The following is a 17,926-nucleotide window of genomic DNA, read 5'->3' on the forward strand; positions in this document are numbered from 1 at the left end:
ACACGCGGCCTGACGGCGACGATGGCCCCGGTCCTCTTCAAGGCCGCCTGCCCGGACTGCCGGGCCCGCTTCGAGCTGGCGGCGAGCGCCCTGCGGCTCGCCATCGGCGGCAGCCGCCGTACGACCTTCTACTCCTTCACCTGCCCCGAGTGCGGCAGCTCCGTCCGCAAGCCGGCGGGGGAGCGGATCGTCGAACTCCTGACGGGCGGAGGGGTGCGGACGCTGCGGCTCCACACGACCGCCTGAGCGATCCGTCCCGTCCGCCACCGTCTAGGCTCAGCGCATGTTCTGGCCCATGCTCGCCATCGCTCTCGGCTTCCTCGGCATCGCCGTCCTCGGCGTCCTCGCCATCAAGGTCTTCCTCGAGGTCCAGCGCCTCGGCCGCCAAGTGGCCCGTACCACAGAACGGATCAGCGCGGCGGCCGAAGAACTGGAAAACGCGGCCACAGGACTGGCTCGTACGGGCGAGGCGCTGCGCTGAACGCGTGCCCTGCGCTGCGCCGATCCCGTATCGGAGGTGCCCCGAAACCGCCCCTACCAGGGCTCGGGGAACGAAATCCGCAGTATGCAGGGGCATTGCCCTGCGTTTACTCCTGCGGGTTACGATCGCAGGCAGCGCGGTGGCCGGACGCACGTCCGACCCGCCGGGCACGCACCCATGCCGCCTCGGTGAGAAGAGACCACAGCCATGTTCCGTCAGATCGGCCCCCTCGAGATCAGCCTCATCCTCCTCGTCATCGTGCTGCTCTTCGGCGCCAAGAAGCTCCCGGAGATGGCGCGCTCGCTCGGCAAGTCCGCCCGCATCCTCAAGAGCGAGGCGAAGGCGATGAAGTCCGAGGGCGGCGAGACCGCTCCCGCCGGCCCGCCGGCCGACCAGACGACCACCGCCCAGCGCACGATCAAGGCCGCGCCCGGCGACGTCTCCAGCGCCCGTCCGGTCACCGAGACCACGGACACCACCACCCAGCGCTGATCCCGGCCCGACCCGCTCGCCCCAAGGCCGCCGCTCGGCGCCCTGCCCGCATGAGATGAGGACGTGGGTTGCTCAAGTCTGCCCGCACACAGAAGGAGAAGGACCCCGAGGGGCGGATGCCCCTCGCGGACCATCTCCGTGAGCTGCGCAACCGTGTGGCCAAGGCGATGCTGGCGATCGTCGTCGCCTCCATCGTGGCCACGTTCTTCAGTCAGCAGCTGATGGATCTCCTGTCCTCGCCGGTGCCGAAGTGTCCGCCCGGCAGCTCGGTGTCGGACAACACCGGTGGACGCTGTGTGATCATCGCGTACCAGACCATGCTGTCGCCCTTCACCTCGACGGTGAAGGTCGTCATGTTGGCGGGCCTCATCGCCTCCTCGCCGGTCTGGCTGTACCAGCTGTGGGCGTTCGTCGCGCCCGGACTCCACAAGAGCGAGAAGAAGTACACGTACTACTTCGCCGCCGTGGCCGTCCCCCTCTTCGCCGCCGGCGCGTACACCGCGTACCTGATCATGCCGGTCAGCGTGAAGGTCCTCATCAGCATTACGCCCGACGTGGCGTCGAACTTCCTCTCGCTCGACGACCTGCTCGACTTCACCACGCGCATGGTGCTGGTCTTCGGTCTCGCCTTCGAGCTCCCTCTGCTGCTGATGATGCTCAACTTCACCGGCATCGTGTCCGGCAAGCGCATGGCCGGCTGGTGGCGGGCCATGATCATGGGCACCTTCGTCTTCGGCGCCGTGGCCACGCCGTCCACCGACCCGCTCGGCATGATCGCCCTTGCCGGTCCGATCATCGTCCTGTACTTCGCTGCGGTGGGCGTGGCCCTCCTCAACGACAAGCGGCGCAAGAAGGCCGATCCCGACGCCGAGCTCGACGACGACGAGGCCTCCTCGCTCGACCTCACCCCGCAGGCGGTCGGGGCGGTCGAACCCGTCAGTGCCGCCAAGGCCCTGCCCGAGCAGGCCAACGGGTCGGGTGGCGCGGTCCACCGGACGAACGGCTACGACGACATCACCTGATCGGGACCTGATCACGACCTGATCAGGATCTGAGCACCAGCGATCCCCCCGGACCGAGTCCGGGGGGATCGCGCGCGTTATCGGGCGAATTCCATTCCCCCGATAAAGATCGCGTCGCTGTCAGAGGTGGCGGGTAGGCTCGACAACAAGATGACAGAGGACCTCACGCCAGCCGAAGCGTACGCAGCCGCCCGCGCCCGAAACGCCGAGCGGAAGACCGCCCTGGCCCCCTTCCGCGAGATGTACGAGTTCGGTCTGGACCCTTTCCAGATCGAGGCCTGCCAGGCCCTCGAAGCGGGCAAGGGCGTGCTCGTCGCCGCGCCCACGGGCTCCGGCAAGACCATCGTCGGCGAGTTCGCCGTCCACCTCGCCCTGAGCCAGGGCCGCAAGTGCTTCTACACGACCCCGATCAAGGCGCTGTCGAACCAGAAGTTCGCCGACCTGGTGAAGCGGTACGGCGCCGAGAAGGTCGGCCTCCTCACCGGTGACAACAGTGTCAACGGGGACGCGCCGATCGTCGTCATGACCACCGAAGTCCTCCGCAACATGCTGTACGCGGGGTCCCAGACCCTCTCCGGCCTCGGGTACGTCGTGATGGACGAGGTGCACTACCTCTCGGACCGCTTCCGCGGCGCCGTCTGGGAGGAAGTGATCATCCACCTCCCCGAGTCCGTCACGCTGGTCTCGCTCTCCGCGACGGTGTCCAACGCCGAGGAGTTCGGGGACTGGCTCGACACGGTCCGCGGCGACACCGAGGTCATCGTCTCCGAGAGCCGCCCGGTGCCGCTGTGGCAGCACGTCCTGGCCGGACGCCGGATGTACGACCTCTTCGAGGAGGAGACCGACCACGGCGGCCGCGGCGCGTCCCGCCGCGAGGTCAACCCCGACCTCCTCCGCCTGGCCCGGACCGAGAACTCGCGCACGTACAACCCGCGCGACCGGCGGCGCGGCAAGATGGTCCGCGAGGCCGACCGCGAGCGCGAGCGCCGCCAGCGCTCCCGCATCTGGACGCCCGGCCGCCCCGAGGTCATCGAGCGCCTCGACGCCGAGGGGCTGCTGCCCGCCATCACCTTCATCTTCAGCCGGGCCGGCTGCGAGGCCGCCGTCCAGCAGTGCCTGTACGCGGGCCTCCGGCTCAACGACGACGCGGGACGGCAGCGGGTCCGCGAGATCGTCGAGGAGCGCACGGCCTCCATCCCCTCCGAGGACCTCCACGTCCTCGGCTACTACGAGTGGCTCGAAGCCCTGGAGCGGGGCATCGCCGCGCACCACGCCGGCATGCTCCCGACCTTCAAGGAGGTCGTCGAGGAGCTCTTCGTCCGAGGCCTTGTGAAGGCCGTCTTCGCCACGGAGACGCTCGCGCTCGGCATCAACATGCCCGCGCGGTCCGTCGTCCTGGAGAAGCTCGTCAAGTGGAACGGCGAGCAGCACGCCGACATCACCCCCGGCGAGTACACGCAGCTCACCGGCCGGGCCGGCCGTCGGGGCATCGACGTCGAGGGCCACGCCGTGGTGCTCTGGCAGCGCGGCCTCGACCCCGACCACCTCGCGGGCCTCGCCGGCACGCGCACGTACCCGCTGCGCTCCAGCTTCCGGCCCTCGTACAACATGGCGGTCAACCTGGTCGACCAGTTCGGCCGGCACCGCTCGCGCGAGCTCCTGGAGACCTCCTTCGCCCAGTTCCAGGCTGACCGCTCCGTCGTGGGCATCTCGCGCCAGGTGCAGAAGAACGAGGAGGGACTCGACGGCTACCGCGAGGGCATGACCTGCCACCTCGGTGACTTCGAGGAGTACGCGCGGCTCCGCCGCGACCTCAAGGACCGCGAGACGGACCTGGCCCGGCAGGGCGCCGCGCAGCGGCGCGCCCAGGCCGCCGAGTCGCTGGAGAAGCTCAAGCCGGGCGACGTCATCCACGTCCCCACCGGAAAGTTCGCGGGCCTCGCGCTCGTCCTCGACCCCGGAGTCCCGGGGCGGACCAACGGGCACCGCGGCTTCGAGCACCACGAGGGGCCCCGCCCGCTCGTCCTCACCGCCGAGCGCCAGGTCAAGCGGCTCGCGTCGATCGACTTCCCGGTCCCCGTCGAGGCGCTGGAGCGGATGCGGATCCCGAAGTCCTTCAACCCGCGCTCCCCGCAGTCCCGTCGGGACCTCGCCTCCGCGCTGCGCAGCAAGGCCGGGCACATCAACCCCGAGCGGCACCACAAGCAGCGCTCGGCGGCCGCCGACGACCGGCAGATCGCCCGGCTGCGGACCGAGATCCGCGCGCATCCCTGCCACGGCTGCGACGAGCGCGAGGACCACGCCCGCTGGGCCGAGCGCTACTACCGCCTCCAGCGCGACACCCGGCAGCTGGAGAAGCGGATCGAGGGCCGCACCAACACCATCGCCCGTACCTTCGACCGGATCGTCGCGCTCCTCACCGAGCTCGACTACCTGCGGGGCGACGAGGTCACGGACAACGGCAAGCGGCTCGCCCGGCTCTACGGGGAGCTCGACCTCCTGGCGAGCGAGTGCCTGCGCGACCGCGTCTGGGAGGGGCTGACGCCTCCCGAACTGGCCGCGTGCGTCTCGGCGCTGGTCTTCGAGTCGCGCCAGGCCGACGACGCCGTCGCGCCGAAGCTGCCCACGGGCAACGCGAAGGCGGCGCTCGGCGAGATGGTCCGGATCTGGGGCCGCCTCGACGCGCTGGAGGAGGAGTTCAAGATCAACCAGGCGGAGGGGGTCGGTCAGCGCGAGCCCGACCTCGGCTTCGCCTGGGCCGCTTACCAGTGGGCGTCCGACAAGGGCCTCGACGAGGTGCTCCGCGAGGCGGAGATGCCCGCCGGCGACTTCGTCCGCTGGTGCAAGCAGGTCATCGACGTCCTCGGGCAGATCGCCGCGGCGGCGCCGAGGGAGGACAGCACGGTCGCGAAGAACGCCCGCAAGGCGGTGGATTCGCTGCTGCGCGGTGTGGTGGCCTACAGCTCCGTGAGCTGAGGCGGGGACCGTCGGCCGAAGGGGCCCGTGGCGCGTGTGCGCCACGGGCCCCTTCGCCGTCCCCAACAGCCTCCTGTTGACGGGAAGTTATCCACAGGTCGTCGTCCACAGGGCTGGCGCGTGACGGGGCCTTCCGCTTGCATGGACTCGCACACACGGACAGGGAGTTGGGGAGGGGACGTACGTGACCACGCAAGCCGGTCCCGACGCGGGGACGGACACATCGCGTCCCGGCGCGACCATCGTCGAAGGCCCCCGGGGAGTACCGCTCCTCGGGAACCTGCCCGCCTTCGGCAAGGACCCCCTCGCCTTCTTCGAACAGCTCAGGGAGCGCGGCGACTTCGTGCGCTGGCGCTTCGGCCGCGGCCCCGCGCTCTTCATCGCCCACCCGGACGCCATCGGCGAACTCCTCACCGAGGTCGAGCGCACCTTCGACCAGCCCGACCTGGGCATCGCCTTCCGCACGCTCCTCGGCAACGGGGTCGTGGTGGCCAAGGGGGCCGACTGGCGGCGCAAGCGCTCGCTCGTCCAGCCCTCGGTCCGCCCCAAGCAGGTCAAGTCGTACGCGGCGACGATGAGCGAGTGCGCGGTGGACCTGGCCGACCGCTGGAGCGACGGGCAGCGGGTCGACATCAAGAAGGAGATGGCCGCCCTCACCCAACTCGTCGCGGTCCGCACCATCTTCGGCGTCGACACGGCGGCCGACGCGGAGTCGATCGGGCGGGCGATGGACGTCGCGCAGAAGGAGATCGGAGCGGAGTTCAGCGGCATCGGGGCGCTGCTGCCGGACTGGGTGCCGACGCCCGGACGCGCCCGCATCAAGCGGGCGACGGCCGTGATCGACGCCGAGGTCGCCCGGGTCGTCTCCCGCCACCGCGACGGCGACACCGAGCGGCCGGACCTCCTCAGCCGCCTCCTTGCCGCGCGGGACGAGACCGGGGCCAGCCTCTCCGACCAGGAGATCCGCGACGAGACCGTCACGCTCTACATCGGCGGGCACGAGACGACGAGTTCGACGCTGGTGTGGGCCTGGCACCTGCTCTCGCGCAACCCCCGGGTCCGCGACGCCCTCGCCGAGGAGCTCGACCGGGTCCTCCCCGACCACGAGCCGGGCTACGACGACTACGCCTCGCTCCCCTACACCCAGGCCGTGGTGAAGGAGACCCTGCGGCTCTACCCGACGATCTGGCTGCTCACCGGCATCGCCAAGGAGGGCGCCACGCTCGGCGGCACGCCGGTCCCGGCCGGCACCCGCGTCTGGTCGAGCCAGTGGGCCACCCAGCGAGACCCCCGCTGGTACGGGGACGCGGAGGCCTTCCGGCCCGAGCGGTGGCTCCCCGGCGAGGACGGCCGACCGGCCGAGGAGATACCGGAGTACGCCTGGTACCCGTTCGGTGGCGGTCCGCGCGTCTGCCTCGGTACGCGCTTCGCCCTCGTCGAGGCGGTCCTCGTGCTCGCGGTCCTCGCCCGCCGCTTCCACCTGGACCTCCTCACCGACGAGATACGCCCGGTCCCGAGCCTCACGCTCCAGCCGGACCGCGAGGTCCTGGCGACGGTCCGCGCCCGGCGGTGACGTACCTTCTCGGGATGTCTTCCCAAGATCCCGAGAAGTCCGAGAAGTTCGACACCGCGATGGCCGGCTGGAAGGAGTGGCAGGACGCGCCCTGGGGTCGTATCCGCTACACGGTCGCCGAGGCGAACCTGCTGCGCCACCTCGGCGACCCCGCCGCCGAGGGTCCCCTCCGGGTCCTCGACCTGGCGGGCGGCGACGGCGGGGACGCGATCCGGCTCGCCGCCCGGGGCCATCACGTCACCGTCGTCGACTACGCCCCCGCGATGCTCGCCGCCGCCACCGAACGCGCGGCGGCGGGCGGCCTGTCGGACCGGGTGACGTGCGTCCGCGCCGACGTGACGGAGCTGCCGGCGGACCTCGCCGCCGGTGAGTTCGACGTGGTGCTCTGCCACAACCTCGTGCAGTACGTCGACGACGTCCCGGCGACCCTCGTCGGGGCGCTGGCACCCCTGAAGGAAGGAGGCCTCTTCTCCCTGATGGCGATCAACCGCCACTCGGAGGCCCTGAACATCGCCGTCCGCCGGATGGATCCGGAGGCGGCCCTGACCGCCCTCGACGGCGACCGGCTCCAGAGCGCCATGTTCGACGCGGAACTGACCCTGCACACGGCGGAGGACCTGACCCGGACCCTCGGCTCCCTCGGCTGCGAGGACGTGCACCACTACGGCATCCGCACCTTCTGCGACTACATCACCGACGACGCCCGCAAGTACGACCCGGAGTACTACGCCCACCTGGAACGCCTGGAACTCGCGACGACGGCCCTGCACCCGTACCCGCACACGGCCCGCCTGATCCAGCTGACGGCCCGGAAGCGGACGTCCTAGGCGGGGTCCATTGCCGGGGCGGTGGGGGAGCGGAGGGAGAGGACGGTGGCCGTGACGGCGGCGAGGGCGATGGCCGCCGCCGCGGCGAGGACCGTGGAGTCCGGGGATGTCAGGGGCAGGCCGCGGAGGGCCTGCCAGGTGAGGAGGGTGAAGGTGGCCGCGTAGGTAGCGGCGGCGGTGAGGGCCAGGCGGAGGCGGACCTCGGGGGCGGCCAGGCGGGGGAAGCGGGGGGCGAGGGCGGTCAGGGCGAGGAGGAGCAGGGGGAGCAGCTGGAGGGCGTGCATGCCGAAGAAGTGGGGGATGCGGAGGTCGCCGCCGGTGGTGGCCCAGCCGGTGAGGGGCAGTGAGGGGCCGCCGTCGGGGACGCCGACGCTGTGGGCGCCGACGAGGGGCGGGTTGTCGACCGCGAGCTGTTCCGGGGTCGGGCTGACCATCAGGAAGCCCACGGCCGCGCCCGCGAGGGCGATCAGGGACGCGAGCCGGACGGTCCAGGCGGTGGCGGGGTCGAGGATGCGGGCGCGCAGCAGGAGGACGGCGATGACCAGGGCGGCCAGCCACAGGACGGCGACCGTGCCGCCCATGATCTGGAAGACGGCCGTGTCGAAGGCGGTGGCCTGGTTGAAGTGGCTCTGGGTGCCCCGGACCACCTGAAGGGTGATCAGGACCATCTCGGCGGCGCTCGCGGCGACGACGACCGTCCCGGCCCACCAGCCGATCCGCCGGCCCCGGGGGAGCAGGGTGAGCATCCAGGCGAGCGAGAGCGCGTAGGCGACGAACGAGACCGAGAACTTGAACGGCTTGGTCCAGATCGGCACGCCCACGAGTATTCGGTCGTCGACGGCCAGGCCGACGACGGAGACCAGGGCCAGGGCGGCCGTCGAGGCCGCGAACCAGACGAGCGGCCGGTGCCAGGCAGGTAAGAGCGACATGGGAACCCCCGTGAAGTATGGATAGTGGCACTAGCCGCTATCTGATAGCTCCACTATCTATGATGGAGGGGAGGGCGGCAAGGGCCGCGGAGGTTCTGGGAAGGTGAACGCGCTTTGCGCATCGGAGAGTTGAGTCGGACGACCGGGGTGTCGGTGCCGACGATCAAGTTCTACGTACGGGAGGGACTCCTCCCGGCCGGCGAGTTGACGAGCCCGAACCAGGCCTCGTACGGGGAAACGCACGTCCAGCGGCTCCGGCTCATCCGGGCCCTGCTCGACGTCGGCGGGCTCTCGCTCGCCGCGATCCGTGACGTGCTCACGTCGGTCGACGACCGTGACCTGCCGGTGCACAAGGTCCTCGGCAGCGCGGCCGACCGCATGGTCCCGCGCTACGACCGCGAACCGGGTGACACGGGGATGGCGGAGGCCCGGAAGAAGGTCGAGGAGCTCGTCGCCGCGCGCGGCTGGCGGGCCCACCCCGGCAGCGGCGCGGGGGAGGCGCTGGCCGTCGCCCTCGCGGCCCTCGACGAGGTCGGGCACGGCGACTTCGCGGAGGTGCTCGACGCCTACGCGGACGCGGCGGAGCGGGTGGCCCGGGCGGACCTGGAGTACGTGGCGCACCACGTCGCCCGCGAGTCGGTCGTGGAGAGCGCCGTCGTCGGCACGGTCCTCGGCGACGCCCTGCTCGCGGCCCTGCGCCGGCTCGCCCAGGCCGACATCTCGGGCCGGATGTACGGGGACGCCACGTAGTAAGACGCCACGGAGAAGGACGCCACGTGGAAACGGGGGAGGGGCGGGGCCTTCCGGCCCCGCCCCTCCCCTCGCGGTCTTCGCGCGTGTCGAGCCTCAGCTCTCCTGCTCGCGCTCCACCTGCTCGTTCCAGTCGCGCTTGATCGCGCGCCACGCCTCGTCCGTCTTGCCCAGGCGCCAGTAGCCGGAGATCGAGAGGCGCTCGCGCGGCACCTCGCGCTCCAGGCGCAGGTGCCGGCGGAGGTCCTTCACGAAGCCCGCCTCGCCGTGGACGAAGGCGTGGACGTCGCCCTCCGGGAAGTCGAGTGCCCGCACGGCCTCCACGACGGCCTCGCCCGCCGGGCGGTCGCCGCGGTGCAGCCAGGTGACGTCCACCCCGGCCGCCGTCGCGAACTTCTGCTCCTCCGTGGCGTCCGCGACCTCCACGAAGGCGTGCACGCGCGCGCCCTCCGGAAGCCGTTCGAGCGCCACCGCGATCGCCGGCAGCGCGCTCTCGTCACCCGCGAGCAGGTGCCAGTCCGCCGCCGTGTCCGGCGCGTACCCGCCGCCGGGGCCGAGGAAGCGGATCGTTTCGCCCGCCTGCGCCCGCGCCGCCCACGGGCCCGCCAGGCCCTCGTCGCCGTGGACCACGAAGTCGACCGTCAGCTCCCGCTGGGCCGGGTCCCACGCCCGCACGGTGTACGTCCGGGTCGTCGGCCACTGCTCGCGCGGGAACTCCGCCCGGATCCGCTCCATGTCGAACGGCTCCGGGTAGGAGACGCCCTCCGGGGCGAAGAGCAGCTTCACGTAGTGGTCGGTGAACTCCCCGACCTCGAACGCGTCGAGCCCGGGGCCGCCCAGGACCACCCGCACCATGTGCGGGGTGATCCGCTCGGTGCGCACGACACGCGCTTCGGTGGCCTTCGGTGCCTTGCGGGTCGGCTGGTCCGCCACGAGGGGTCTCCTGACTCGACGATGAACATCGGAGATGAACTTAGGTATGCCTAAGCTAGCATCCCCGCGCAAGGCCCAGACAGGGAACTCAGCGTTCGAGCACCGGCAGCAGCCGGCCCACCGCGCCGCCCAGGCCCCAGCGCTTCACCAGCGCGTCGAGCGCCGCCGGATCGCGGGGCGCCGAGGGCAGCGCCGGATCGAACTCCGGCAGCGGTACGTCCCCGGCGACCCGCACCACCGTCGGTGCCACGTCCAGGTACGCCGCCGCCTCCAGGATCCCGCGCCGCTTCGCCGGGGTCAGCTTCGACGTCCGGTCCTCGGCCGCCGCCCGCACCCCCGCCAGATCCTCGTACTCCGTGATCAGCTGCGCGGCCGTCTTCTCGCCGATGCCCTTCACCCCGGGCAGTCCGTCGCTCGCGTCCCCGCGCAGCGCCGCGAAGTCCGCGTACTGGTCGGGGCGCACCCCGTACTTCGTACGGATCAGCTCGGCGTCCACCAGGTCGCAGTCGCCGACGCCCTTGCGCGGGTACAGCACGCGCACGCCCCGGGCGTCGTCCACCAGCTGGAACAGGTCACGGTCGCCCGTCACGATGTCCACCGGCCCCGCGGCCCGGCCGGCGAGCGTCCCGATCACGTCGTCCGCCTCGTACCCCGGCGCCCCGATCCGGGCGATGCCCAGGGCCGCGAGGACCTCCTCGATCACCGGCACCTGCGGGGAGAGCGTGTCCGGGATCTCCTCCTCGTCCGGCCCGGCCTCCGTCTCGACGGCGACGCGGTGCGCCTTGTACGAGGGGATCAGGTCCACCCGCCACTGCGGCCGCCAGTCCTCGTCCCAGCAGGCCACGAGATCGTCGGGCCGGTGGTCCTGGACGAGCCGGGTCACGAAGTCGAGGAGCCCGCGCACGGCGTTCACCGGAGTCCCGTCCGGCGCCCGGACCGAGTCCGGCACGCCGAAGTAGGCGCGGAAGTAGAGGCTGGCGGTGTCGAGGAGCATCAGACGTCGGGTCACCCTCCCGATCATGCCGCACGCCACCGACAACGCCCCGGCACAAGGCCGCACGGGCCCTCACGTGACCCGGAGTGACCCCCGTCACTTTGCGTTTGCACCCGGTGAACCCGGGCAGGCGCGAGCCCGGAGCGGAACCCGGTACGGGATTCAACGAAGGGATCCCCGTACGCGAACGGGCTCGCGGGCCGATCCCGCCCGCTCCACGGTCCGGCCGCGCGGGGGCGGTGGGCCGTTCTCGTCGCTACCCGTGAGGTGTATGTGTCCAGGCTCCAGGCCGACCATCTGTACAAGGTGTTCGGCAGACGACCCGACGACGCCGTCCGGCGGCTCGCCGACGGCGCCGACCGCGAGGAACTCCGCGCCGAAGGGACGACCGCCGCGGTCGTCGACGCCGGCTTCGTGGTCGAGTCCGGTCAGATCTTCGTCGTGATGGGCCTGTCCGGCTCCGGGAAGTCCACCCTCCTCCGCATGCTCAACGGCCTCCTCGAACCCACCGCGGGGCGGGTCCTCTTCGACGGCCGCGACCTCACCGCGCTCTCCCCCCGCGAGATGCGCGCCGTGCGGTCCTCCAAGATCAGCATGGTCTTCCAGCACTTCGCGCTGTTCCCGCACCGGAACGTCCTGGAGAACGCCGCCTACGGCCTGGAGGTCCAGGGCGTCCCGCGCGCCGAGCGCGAGTCCCGCGCCGCCGAGGCGCTCGCCCTGTGCGGCCTCGCCGGCTGGGAGAAGTCCTGGCCCGACGAGCTCTCCGGCGGCATGCAGCAGCGCGTCGGCCTCGCCCGCGCCCTCGCCACCGACGCCGACCTGCTCCTCATGGACGAGTCCTTCAGCGCGCTCGACCCGCTCATCCGCCGGGACATGCAGGACCAGCTCCTCGTCCTCCAGCAGCGGCTGAAGAAGACCATCGTCTTCATCACCCACGACCTCAACGAGGCCATGCGCCTCGGCGACCGCATCGCCGTCATGCGCGACGGCCGGATCGTCCAGCTCGGCACCGCCGAGGACATCCTCGTGCGCCCCGCCGACGACTACGTCGCCTCCTTCATCCAGGACGTCGACCGCTCCCGCGTGCTCACCGCCTCCGCCGTCATGGAGGAGCCCGTCGAGCCCGTCGCCGAGGAGGCCCCCGTCGTCGGACCCGACACCCTCGTCGTCGACCTCTGCGCCGTCGCCGCCACGGGCCCGTACCCGGTGACCGTCAAGGACGCCGGCGGCTCCGTCCTCGGAGTCGTACCGCAGGAACGTCTCCTCGCCGTCCTCGGCGGCCTCACGAAGGAAAACGAGAACGAGGAGGTGACCGTCCGTGCCTAGGCTTCCCCTCGGCGACTGGGTCGACAGCACCGTCGACTGGCTCCAGGTCCACCTCGCCTGGCTCTTCGACGCCGTCAGCGCCGGAGTCACCGGCCTCTACGACGGCATCGACGCCGTCCTGTCCGCCCCGCAGCCGCTGCTCTTCGCCGGCATCCTCGCCGTCGTGGCCTGGTGGCTGCGCGGCCTCGCCGCCGGTCTCCTCGCCTTCGCCGGGTTCGCGCTCGTCGACTCCGTCCAGCTGTGGGACGAGGCGATGGCGACGCTCTCGCTCGTCCTCGTCTCCACCCTCGTCACCCTGGTCATCGCGGTCCCGCTCGGCATCTGGGCGGCCCGCTCGAAGAGCGTCAGCGCGGTCCTGCGGCCGGTCCTCGACTTCATGCAGACCATGCCGGCGATGGTCTACCTCATCCCCGGCATCATCTTCTTCGGCGTCGGCGTCGTCCCCGGCATCATCGCCACCATCGTCTTCGCGCTGCCCCCGGGCGTCCGGATGACCGAACTCGGCATCCGCCAGGTCGACGGCGAGCTCGTCGAGGCCGCCGAGGCCTTCGGCACCACCCCGCGCGACACGCTGCTCCGCGTCCAGCTCCCGCTCGCCCTCCCGACGATCATGGCGGGCGTCAACCAGGTCATCATGCTCGGCCTCTCCATGGTCGTCATCGCCGGCATGGTCGGCGGCGGAGGCCTCGGCGGCGCCGTCTACCGCGCCATCGGCAACGTCGACATCGGCCTCGGCTTCGAGGCGGGCGTCTCCATCGTCGTCCTCGCCATGTACCTGGACCGCATGACCGGCGCGCTCGGCCGCCAGGTCTCCCCGCTGGGCCGCCGCGCCGCCGCCAAGGCCCGCGCCGCGCTGAGCGCCAGGCGCCCCGGCGCGAAGATCTGGGCCCACCGCCCGCAGCCCGTCACCGCCCTCGTCGGCGTCGTCGTCCTCGCCCTCGTCGCGGGCGGCACGAGCTTCCTCGGCGCCGGAGGCACGACCTCCACCACCGCCGCCGGCACGAACACCGGCCACGGCAAGAAGATCAGCATCGGCTACATCCCCTGGGACGAGGGCATCGCCTCCACGTACCTCTGGAAGGAGCTCCTGGAGCGCCGCGGGTACGAGGTCGAGACCAAGCAGCTGGAGGCGGGCGCCCTCTACACCGGCCTCGCCGGCGGGCAGCTCGACTTCCAGACCGACGCCTGGCTCCCCGTCACCCACGCCCAGTACTGGGAGAAGTACAAGAACAAGCTGGAGGACCTCGGCTCCTGGTACGGCCCCACCTCGCTGGAGCTCGCCGTCCCCTCGTACGTGAAGGGGGTCGACTCGCTCGCCGACCTCAAGGGGAAGGCGGGGCAGTTCAACGGCCGGATCGTCGGCATCGAGCCGAGCGCCGGAATGATGGGCATCCTCAAGGACAAGGTGCTCAAGGAGTACGGCCTGGAGGGCGAGTACGAGGTCGTCGACGGCTCCACCCCCGGGATGCTCGCCGAGCTCCAGCGCGCGTACGACCGCAAGGAACCCGTCGTCGTCACGCTCTGGTCCCCGCACTGGGCCTACTCGAACCACGACCTCAGGAAGCTCGCCGACCCCAAGGGCACCTGGGGCAAGGGCGACGGCGTCCACACCCTCGCGCGCAAGGGATTCGCCGCCGAGAACCCCGAGGTCGGTACCTGGCTGAAGAACTTCGAGCTGACGGAGGCGCAGCTCACCGGCCTCGAAGCGGTCATCCAGGAGACCGGCAAGGGCAAGGAGCAGGAGGCCGTCCGCACCTGGCTCGACCGCAACCCCGGCCTCGCGGAGAAGCTGGCCCCGCAGTAGCCCGCGCAGTCGCCTCCGCCGGAGCTCACTGGCCGAAAAGGTGTGGTCGCCGAACGTGTTCGGCGACCACACCTTTTCGTCACGACGCGAAACCCCGCCCCAAAGCTGCGTAAGGTTCAGGTAACCGACGGGTACGAGCGGGTACGAGCAGAGGGAGGGAGCCGACATGGACGAGAAGGAAGCACCCCGCGTGGGCGCTGCCGTCAAGAGACGCCGCAGGACGCTCCAGCTCACCCTTGCCGTCGTCGCCCAGCGCAGCGGCCTCTCCGTGCCCTTCCTCAGCCAGATCGAGAACGAGCGCGCCCGCCCGAGCCGCCGCTCCCTCGAACTCGTCGCCGAAGCCCTGGGGACCACGGCGGGGGAGCTCCTCGCCGAGGCCGAGGCCTCCCGCACCGTCGACGTCGTGCGGGCCGACGAGCGGCTCCCGGGCATGCCCGACGGGGTACGGAGGCTGGTCAGGGGCCGTCACCAGCTGCACGCCCTGGAGTTCACCGGCGAGCAGGACGCGGGCCGCGAGTTCCAGCACCGCAACGACGAGCTCCTGTTCGTCGCCGACGGGGCCGCCGAGGTCGAGGCCGAGGGCCGTGCCCACCGGCTGGGCCGCGGCGACACCCTGTACCTCTCGGGAGGCGTACGGCACCGCTGGCGCGCGACCGAACCGGGGACCCGGCTGCTCGTCGTCGCCGTGGCGGACCACGTCGAGGTCGAGGAGGAGTGACCGGGCCTCGGCCAGGTGTCCCGCGTGGCGCCCCGGGGGTGTCCCGCGTGGCGCCCCGGGTCGTGTCCCTCGTCCCCTCCCTCACGGAGGCCGTCGCCGTCTCCGCCCCGCCCGGCGTCCTCGTCGGCGCCACCGACTGGTGCAGCCACCCCGCCGCGCTCGACGCGGTCCGGATCGGCGGCACCAAGAACCCCGACGTCGCGGCGATCACCGCCCTCCGCCCCGACCTCGTCCTCGCCAACGAGGAGGAGAACCGGGCCCCCGACCTCGCCGCCCTGCGGTCCGCGGGCCTCGACGTCCTCGTCACGGAGATCCGCACCCTCGACCAGGGCCTGCGCGAGCTGGAACGGGTCCTCGCCGCGTGCGGCCTGCCCCCGCGGCCCGACTGGCTGACCGAGGCGGAGGCCGCCTGGGAGGCCGTGGCCCCCGCGCCGTCCTCGGAGCCGTACACCGCCGTCGTACCGATCTGGCGCCGCCCCTGGATGGTCCTCGGCTCCGACACCTTCGCCGGCGACCTGCTCGCCCGCCTCGGTGTCCGCAACCTGTACGCCGACCACGCCGAGCGCTACCCCCGGATCCCGCTCGACGAGCTCCGCGCCGCCGCGCCCGACCTCGTCGTCCTGCCCGACGAGCCCTACCGCTTCACGCGCGACGACGGCCCCGAGGCGTTCCCCGGGACCGCCGCCGCGCTCGTCGACGGACGGATGCTCACCTGGTACGGGCCGTCACTCGCCGAGGCGCCGAGGGCGCTGTCGCGGGAGCTGTCCCGGGCGCTGCGAGCAGCGCACCGCTGAGCAGCCCGCGCACGGTGTGGAACCCGGCCACCAGCCAGGCAGCGACGAGGAACACGTACAGGCCGACGGCGAGCCACCGGAAGGCGGCGAGGCCGGTGTGCTGGGCGAGCCCCTCGGCGCCGGTCACGCAGGTGCCGACGGGGAAGGTGAAGGCCCAGAAGGTCATCGCGAAGCCCATGCCCTTGCGGCGGGCCCGCAGCACCATCGCCCCGGCGAGCGCCAGCCACATCAGGGCGAAGCCCATGACGGGGACGCCGTAGAGGACCGCGAAGGCGGAGAAGCCGTGGGCGTACGTGTCGGGCAGCACGCCCTGGGCGGCGTCGGCGAACTTGTTCGCGGCGGTCGTCGACTGGCCCAGGGGGCCGAGGACCAGGAACAGGGTGGGGGTCAGCGCGAGGGGCAGCGGGCCGCCGACCACGAGCCGCTGGAAGACCAGGGGCAGCATCACCAGGGTGGCGAGGAGGCTGACGCCGAACATCGCGTAGCAGGCGATGAGCAGGGTCTCCTGGGCCTGACCGGCGGGCAGGTGGGGGATGAGGAGGGGGCCGAGGGCGGCGGAGACCATGGGGGCGACGACCGGGAGCAGCCACACGGGCGACGCGCTCTCGATCTTGTGATGGACCACCATGAGGTACGGGATCGCCACGGCCGCGGCCAGGCCGACGAGGGTGCCGGTGGTGAACAGCACGGTGTCGATCGCGATCGCGGCGGGGAGCCCGATCCAGTCCTGGCCGACGATCATCGTGCCGCCGCCGACGGCGAGCAGCGCCATCGAGAGACAGCCGTAGAAGGGGGCCACGGCGGGGTCCAGGAGATGGGCGCGGGCCTGGTCGCGGTGGCGGACCCAGTGCACGGCACGGGCCGAGAGCAGGACGAGCAGCATCGCGAGGGAGAGCGCCCAGACGGCCGTGCACGCGGTACGGAGGCCGGGGACGTCCACCGGGAGGGACGCGCCCGCGTTGGCGATGATGGCCGTGCCCATGACGGAGGCGTACCAGTTGGGTCCGAGGTGACGGACGGAACGGACCGGGTCGGCCGGGTGGGCGCCGGGGGTGGTGACGCGGGGGGCCGAACGGAGGACCGGGCGGGGTGTTGCGACGCTTGCCATGACTTCAGGTTCGCGCCGTTTGTCCGCCCCCACCAGGGATCTTGTGACTATGACGTCATAAGCTGACCTTATGAGCAGTGAGACGAACGGCGCGCCGGGCCCCGGAGAGTCGGGCTCCGGAGAGCCGCCGAGGCCGCACCTCTCCCACCGGGTCCCGGACCTCGGCGCTCTCGAACTCCTCCTCGCCGTCGCCCGCCACGGCAGCCTCGGCGCGGCGGCCCGCGAGGTCGGCATCACCCAGCCCGCCGCGAGCAGCCGGATCCGCTCCATGGAACGCCAGCTCGGCGTGGCCCTCGTCGACCGCTCACCCCGCGGCTCACGGCTCACCGACGCGGGCGCGCTCGTCACGGACTGGGCACGACGGATCGTCGAGGCCGCGGAAGCCTTCGACGTGGGCGCGCAGGCGCTCCGGGGGCGGCGGGACTCGCGGCTGCGGGTCGCCGCCTCGATGACCATCGCGGAGTACCTGCTGCCCGGGTGGCTCATCGCGCTGCGCGCGCAGCGGCCCGACACGGCGGTCTCCCTCCAGGCGGGGAACTCCGCGGCCGTCGCCCAGCGGCTCTTCGCGGGCGAGGCGGACGTCGGCTTCGTGGAAGGGCTCGCCATACCGGACGGGCTCGAAGGAGTCGTCGTCGCGCACGACCGGCTGGCGCTCGTCGCGGCCCCCTCGCACCCCTGGGCGCGGCGGCGGAACCCGCTCGACCCGGCGGAACTCGCGGCGACCCCGCTGGTCCTCCGCGAACGGGGCTCCGGAACCCGGCAGGTCCTCGACGCGGCCCTCGCGGGCCACGGCGGACTCGCCGAGCCGCTGCTCGAACTCGCCTCCACGACGGCGGTGAAGGCGGCGGCGGTGAGCGGGGCGGGGCCCGCGGTCCTCAGCGAGCTGGCGATCACGGAGGAACTGGCCTCGCGACGCCTCGTCGCGATCCCGGTGGAAGGGGTACTCCTCCGCCGCGACCTGCGAGCGGTCTGGCCGACGGGCCACCGGCCGACGGGGCCGGCGCGCGACCTGCTGTCGCTGACTCGGGGGTAGGTGGGGGCCGGGGGTAGGTGGGGGCGGGGTGGGGCGGGGCGCCTGCGGCGGGCCGTTCCCCCACCCGCCCCTTCCCGAAACCGGGGGGCGGGCCCCGGCCCCGCGGCGCCGGGCCGGCCGGGGGGGGCGGGCGGGGGGGGGGCGCCCCCGCGCCCCCCCCCCCGCC

General features: G+C 72.3%; 17 protein-coding genes. 13 read left to right on the plus strand and 4 right to left on the minus strand.

What is annotated here, in order from left to right; translation table 11 throughout:
- Positions 1 to 21 precede the first annotated feature (21 nt).
- The 7 genes from ACFC0Z_RS28210 to ACFC0Z_RS28240 all read left to right on the plus strand — a co-directional run bounded on the left by ACFC0Z_RS28210 (position 22) and on the right by ACFC0Z_RS28240 (position 7,371).
- A complete protein-coding gene (locus tag ACFC0Z_RS28210) occupies positions 22 to 246 on the plus strand; it encodes a hypothetical protein (protein WP_376443629.1) in 225 nt (74 codons plus the stop codon).
- A gap of 37 nt (positions 247 to 283) precedes the next feature.
- Entirely contained in the window at positions 284 to 481 is a 198-nt protein-coding gene (locus ACFC0Z_RS28215) for a hypothetical protein (protein ID WP_376443573.1), read from the plus strand.
- Between the two features lie 207 nt (positions 482 to 688).
- A complete protein-coding gene (tatA, locus tag ACFC0Z_RS28220) occupies positions 689 to 973 on the plus strand; it encodes a Sec-independent protein translocase subunit TatA (protein WP_376443576.1) in 285 nt (94 codons plus the stop codon).
- Between the two features lie 68 nt (positions 974 to 1,041).
- A complete protein-coding gene (gene tatC / locus ACFC0Z_RS28225) occupies positions 1,042 to 1,995 on the plus strand; it encodes a twin-arginine translocase subunit TatC (RefSeq protein WP_376443578.1) in 954 nt (317 codons plus the stop codon).
- 150 nt (positions 1,996 to 2,145) lie between these two features.
- A complete protein-coding gene (locus ACFC0Z_RS28230) occupies positions 2,146 to 4,971 on the plus strand; it encodes a DEAD/DEAH box helicase (protein ID WP_376443581.1) in 2,826 nt (941 codons plus the stop codon).
- A 184-nt stretch (positions 4,972 to 5,155) separates the two neighbouring features.
- On the plus strand, positions 5,156 to 6,544 hold the full coding sequence (locus ACFC0Z_RS28235) for a cytochrome P450 (protein WP_376443583.1): 1,389 nt from the start codon (positions 5,156 to 5,158) through the stop codon (positions 6,542 to 6,544).
- Positions 6,545 to 6,558: 14 nt separating this feature from the next.
- Complete coding sequence (locus ACFC0Z_RS28240; protein ID WP_376443586.1) at positions 6,559 to 7,371, plus strand: class I SAM-dependent methyltransferase; 813 nt, start codon at positions 6,559 to 6,561, stop codon at positions 7,369 to 7,371.
- On the opposite strand, the gene ACFC0Z_RS28245 is transcribed toward ACFC0Z_RS28240, so the two are convergent.
- Complete coding sequence (locus tag ACFC0Z_RS28245) at positions 7,368 to 8,300, minus strand: hypothetical protein (protein WP_376443589.1); 933 nt, start codon at positions 8,298 to 8,300, stop codon at positions 7,368 to 7,370. The genes ACFC0Z_RS28240 and ACFC0Z_RS28245 overlap by 4 nt on opposite strands.
- Before the next feature lie 114 nt (positions 8,301 to 8,414).
- Between ACFC0Z_RS28245 and ACFC0Z_RS28250 the strand changes: the two genes are divergently transcribed.
- Entirely contained in the window at positions 8,415 to 9,050 is a 636-nt protein-coding gene (locus tag ACFC0Z_RS28250; RefSeq protein ID WP_376443592.1) for a MerR family transcriptional regulator, read from the plus strand.
- Between the two features lie 96 nt (positions 9,051 to 9,146).
- Here ACFC0Z_RS28250 and ACFC0Z_RS28255 read toward each other — a convergent pair whose 3' ends face one another.
- Both ACFC0Z_RS28255 and ACFC0Z_RS28260 read right to left on the minus strand, forming a co-directional pair.
- Positions 9,147 to 9,983 carry a siderophore-interacting protein gene (locus ACFC0Z_RS28255; RefSeq protein ID WP_376443595.1) on the minus strand — a complete coding sequence of 279 codons (837 nt, stop codon included), beginning with the start codon at positions 9,981 to 9,983 and terminating at the stop codon, positions 9,147 to 9,149.
- Positions 9,984 to 10,071: 88 nt separating this feature from the next.
- The gene (locus ACFC0Z_RS28260; RefSeq protein WP_376443632.1) at positions 10,072 to 10,977 is read right to left on the minus strand and encodes a 5'-3' exonuclease H3TH domain-containing protein; all 906 of its coding nucleotides are present in this window, start codon (positions 10,975 to 10,977) and stop codon (positions 10,072 to 10,074) included.
- A 267-nt stretch (positions 10,978 to 11,244) separates the two neighbouring features.
- Between ACFC0Z_RS28260 and ACFC0Z_RS28265 the strand changes: the two genes are divergently transcribed.
- From ACFC0Z_RS28265 to ACFC0Z_RS28280, 4 genes are all read left to right on the plus strand, one after another.
- On the plus strand, positions 11,245 to 12,303 hold the full coding sequence (locus ACFC0Z_RS28265) for a glycine betaine/L-proline ABC transporter ATP-binding protein (protein WP_376443597.1): 1,059 nt from the start codon (positions 11,245 to 11,247) through the stop codon (positions 12,301 to 12,303).
- Positions 12,296 to 14,107: an ABC transporter permease/substrate binding protein gene (locus ACFC0Z_RS28270; RefSeq protein ID WP_376443600.1), complete on the plus strand. Its 1,812-nt coding sequence runs from the start codon at positions 12,296 to 12,298 to the stop codon at positions 14,105 to 14,107. The genes ACFC0Z_RS28265 and ACFC0Z_RS28270 overlap by 8 nt, the downstream gene beginning before the upstream one ends.
- A 166-nt stretch (positions 14,108 to 14,273) precedes the next feature.
- Positions 14,274 to 14,825 carry a helix-turn-helix domain-containing protein gene (locus ACFC0Z_RS28275; protein WP_376443603.1) on the plus strand — a complete coding sequence of 184 codons (552 nt, stop codon included), beginning with the start codon at positions 14,274 to 14,276 and terminating at the stop codon, positions 14,823 to 14,825.
- Positions 14,826 to 14,872: 47 nt separating this feature from the next.
- Positions 14,873 to 15,619: a helical backbone metal receptor gene (locus tag ACFC0Z_RS28280; protein ID WP_376443606.1), complete on the plus strand. Its 747-nt coding sequence runs from the start codon at positions 14,873 to 14,875 to the stop codon at positions 15,617 to 15,619.
- On the opposite strand, the gene ACFC0Z_RS28285 is transcribed toward ACFC0Z_RS28280, so the two are convergent.
- Positions 15,534 to 16,727, minus strand: a complete 1,194-nt coding sequence (locus tag ACFC0Z_RS28285; RefSeq protein ID WP_376443608.1) for a TDT family transporter — start codon at positions 16,725 to 16,727, stop codon at positions 15,534 to 15,536. The two genes, ACFC0Z_RS28280 and ACFC0Z_RS28285, sit on opposite strands and share 86 nt — an antisense overlap.
- Before the next feature lie 70 nt (positions 16,728 to 16,797).
- Here ACFC0Z_RS28285 and ACFC0Z_RS28290 point away from each other — a divergent pair, with 70 nt between their 5' ends.
- Positions 16,798 to 17,760: a LysR family transcriptional regulator gene (locus tag ACFC0Z_RS28290; protein ID WP_376443610.1), complete on the plus strand. Its 963-nt coding sequence runs from the start codon at positions 16,798 to 16,800 to the stop codon at positions 17,758 to 17,760.
- Positions 17,761 to 17,926 lie beyond the last annotated feature (166 nt).

Source organism: Streptomyces sp. NPDC056144 (assembly GCF_042264145.1).
GTDB lineage: Bacteria > Actinomycetota > Actinomycetes > Streptomycetales > Streptomycetaceae > Streptomyces.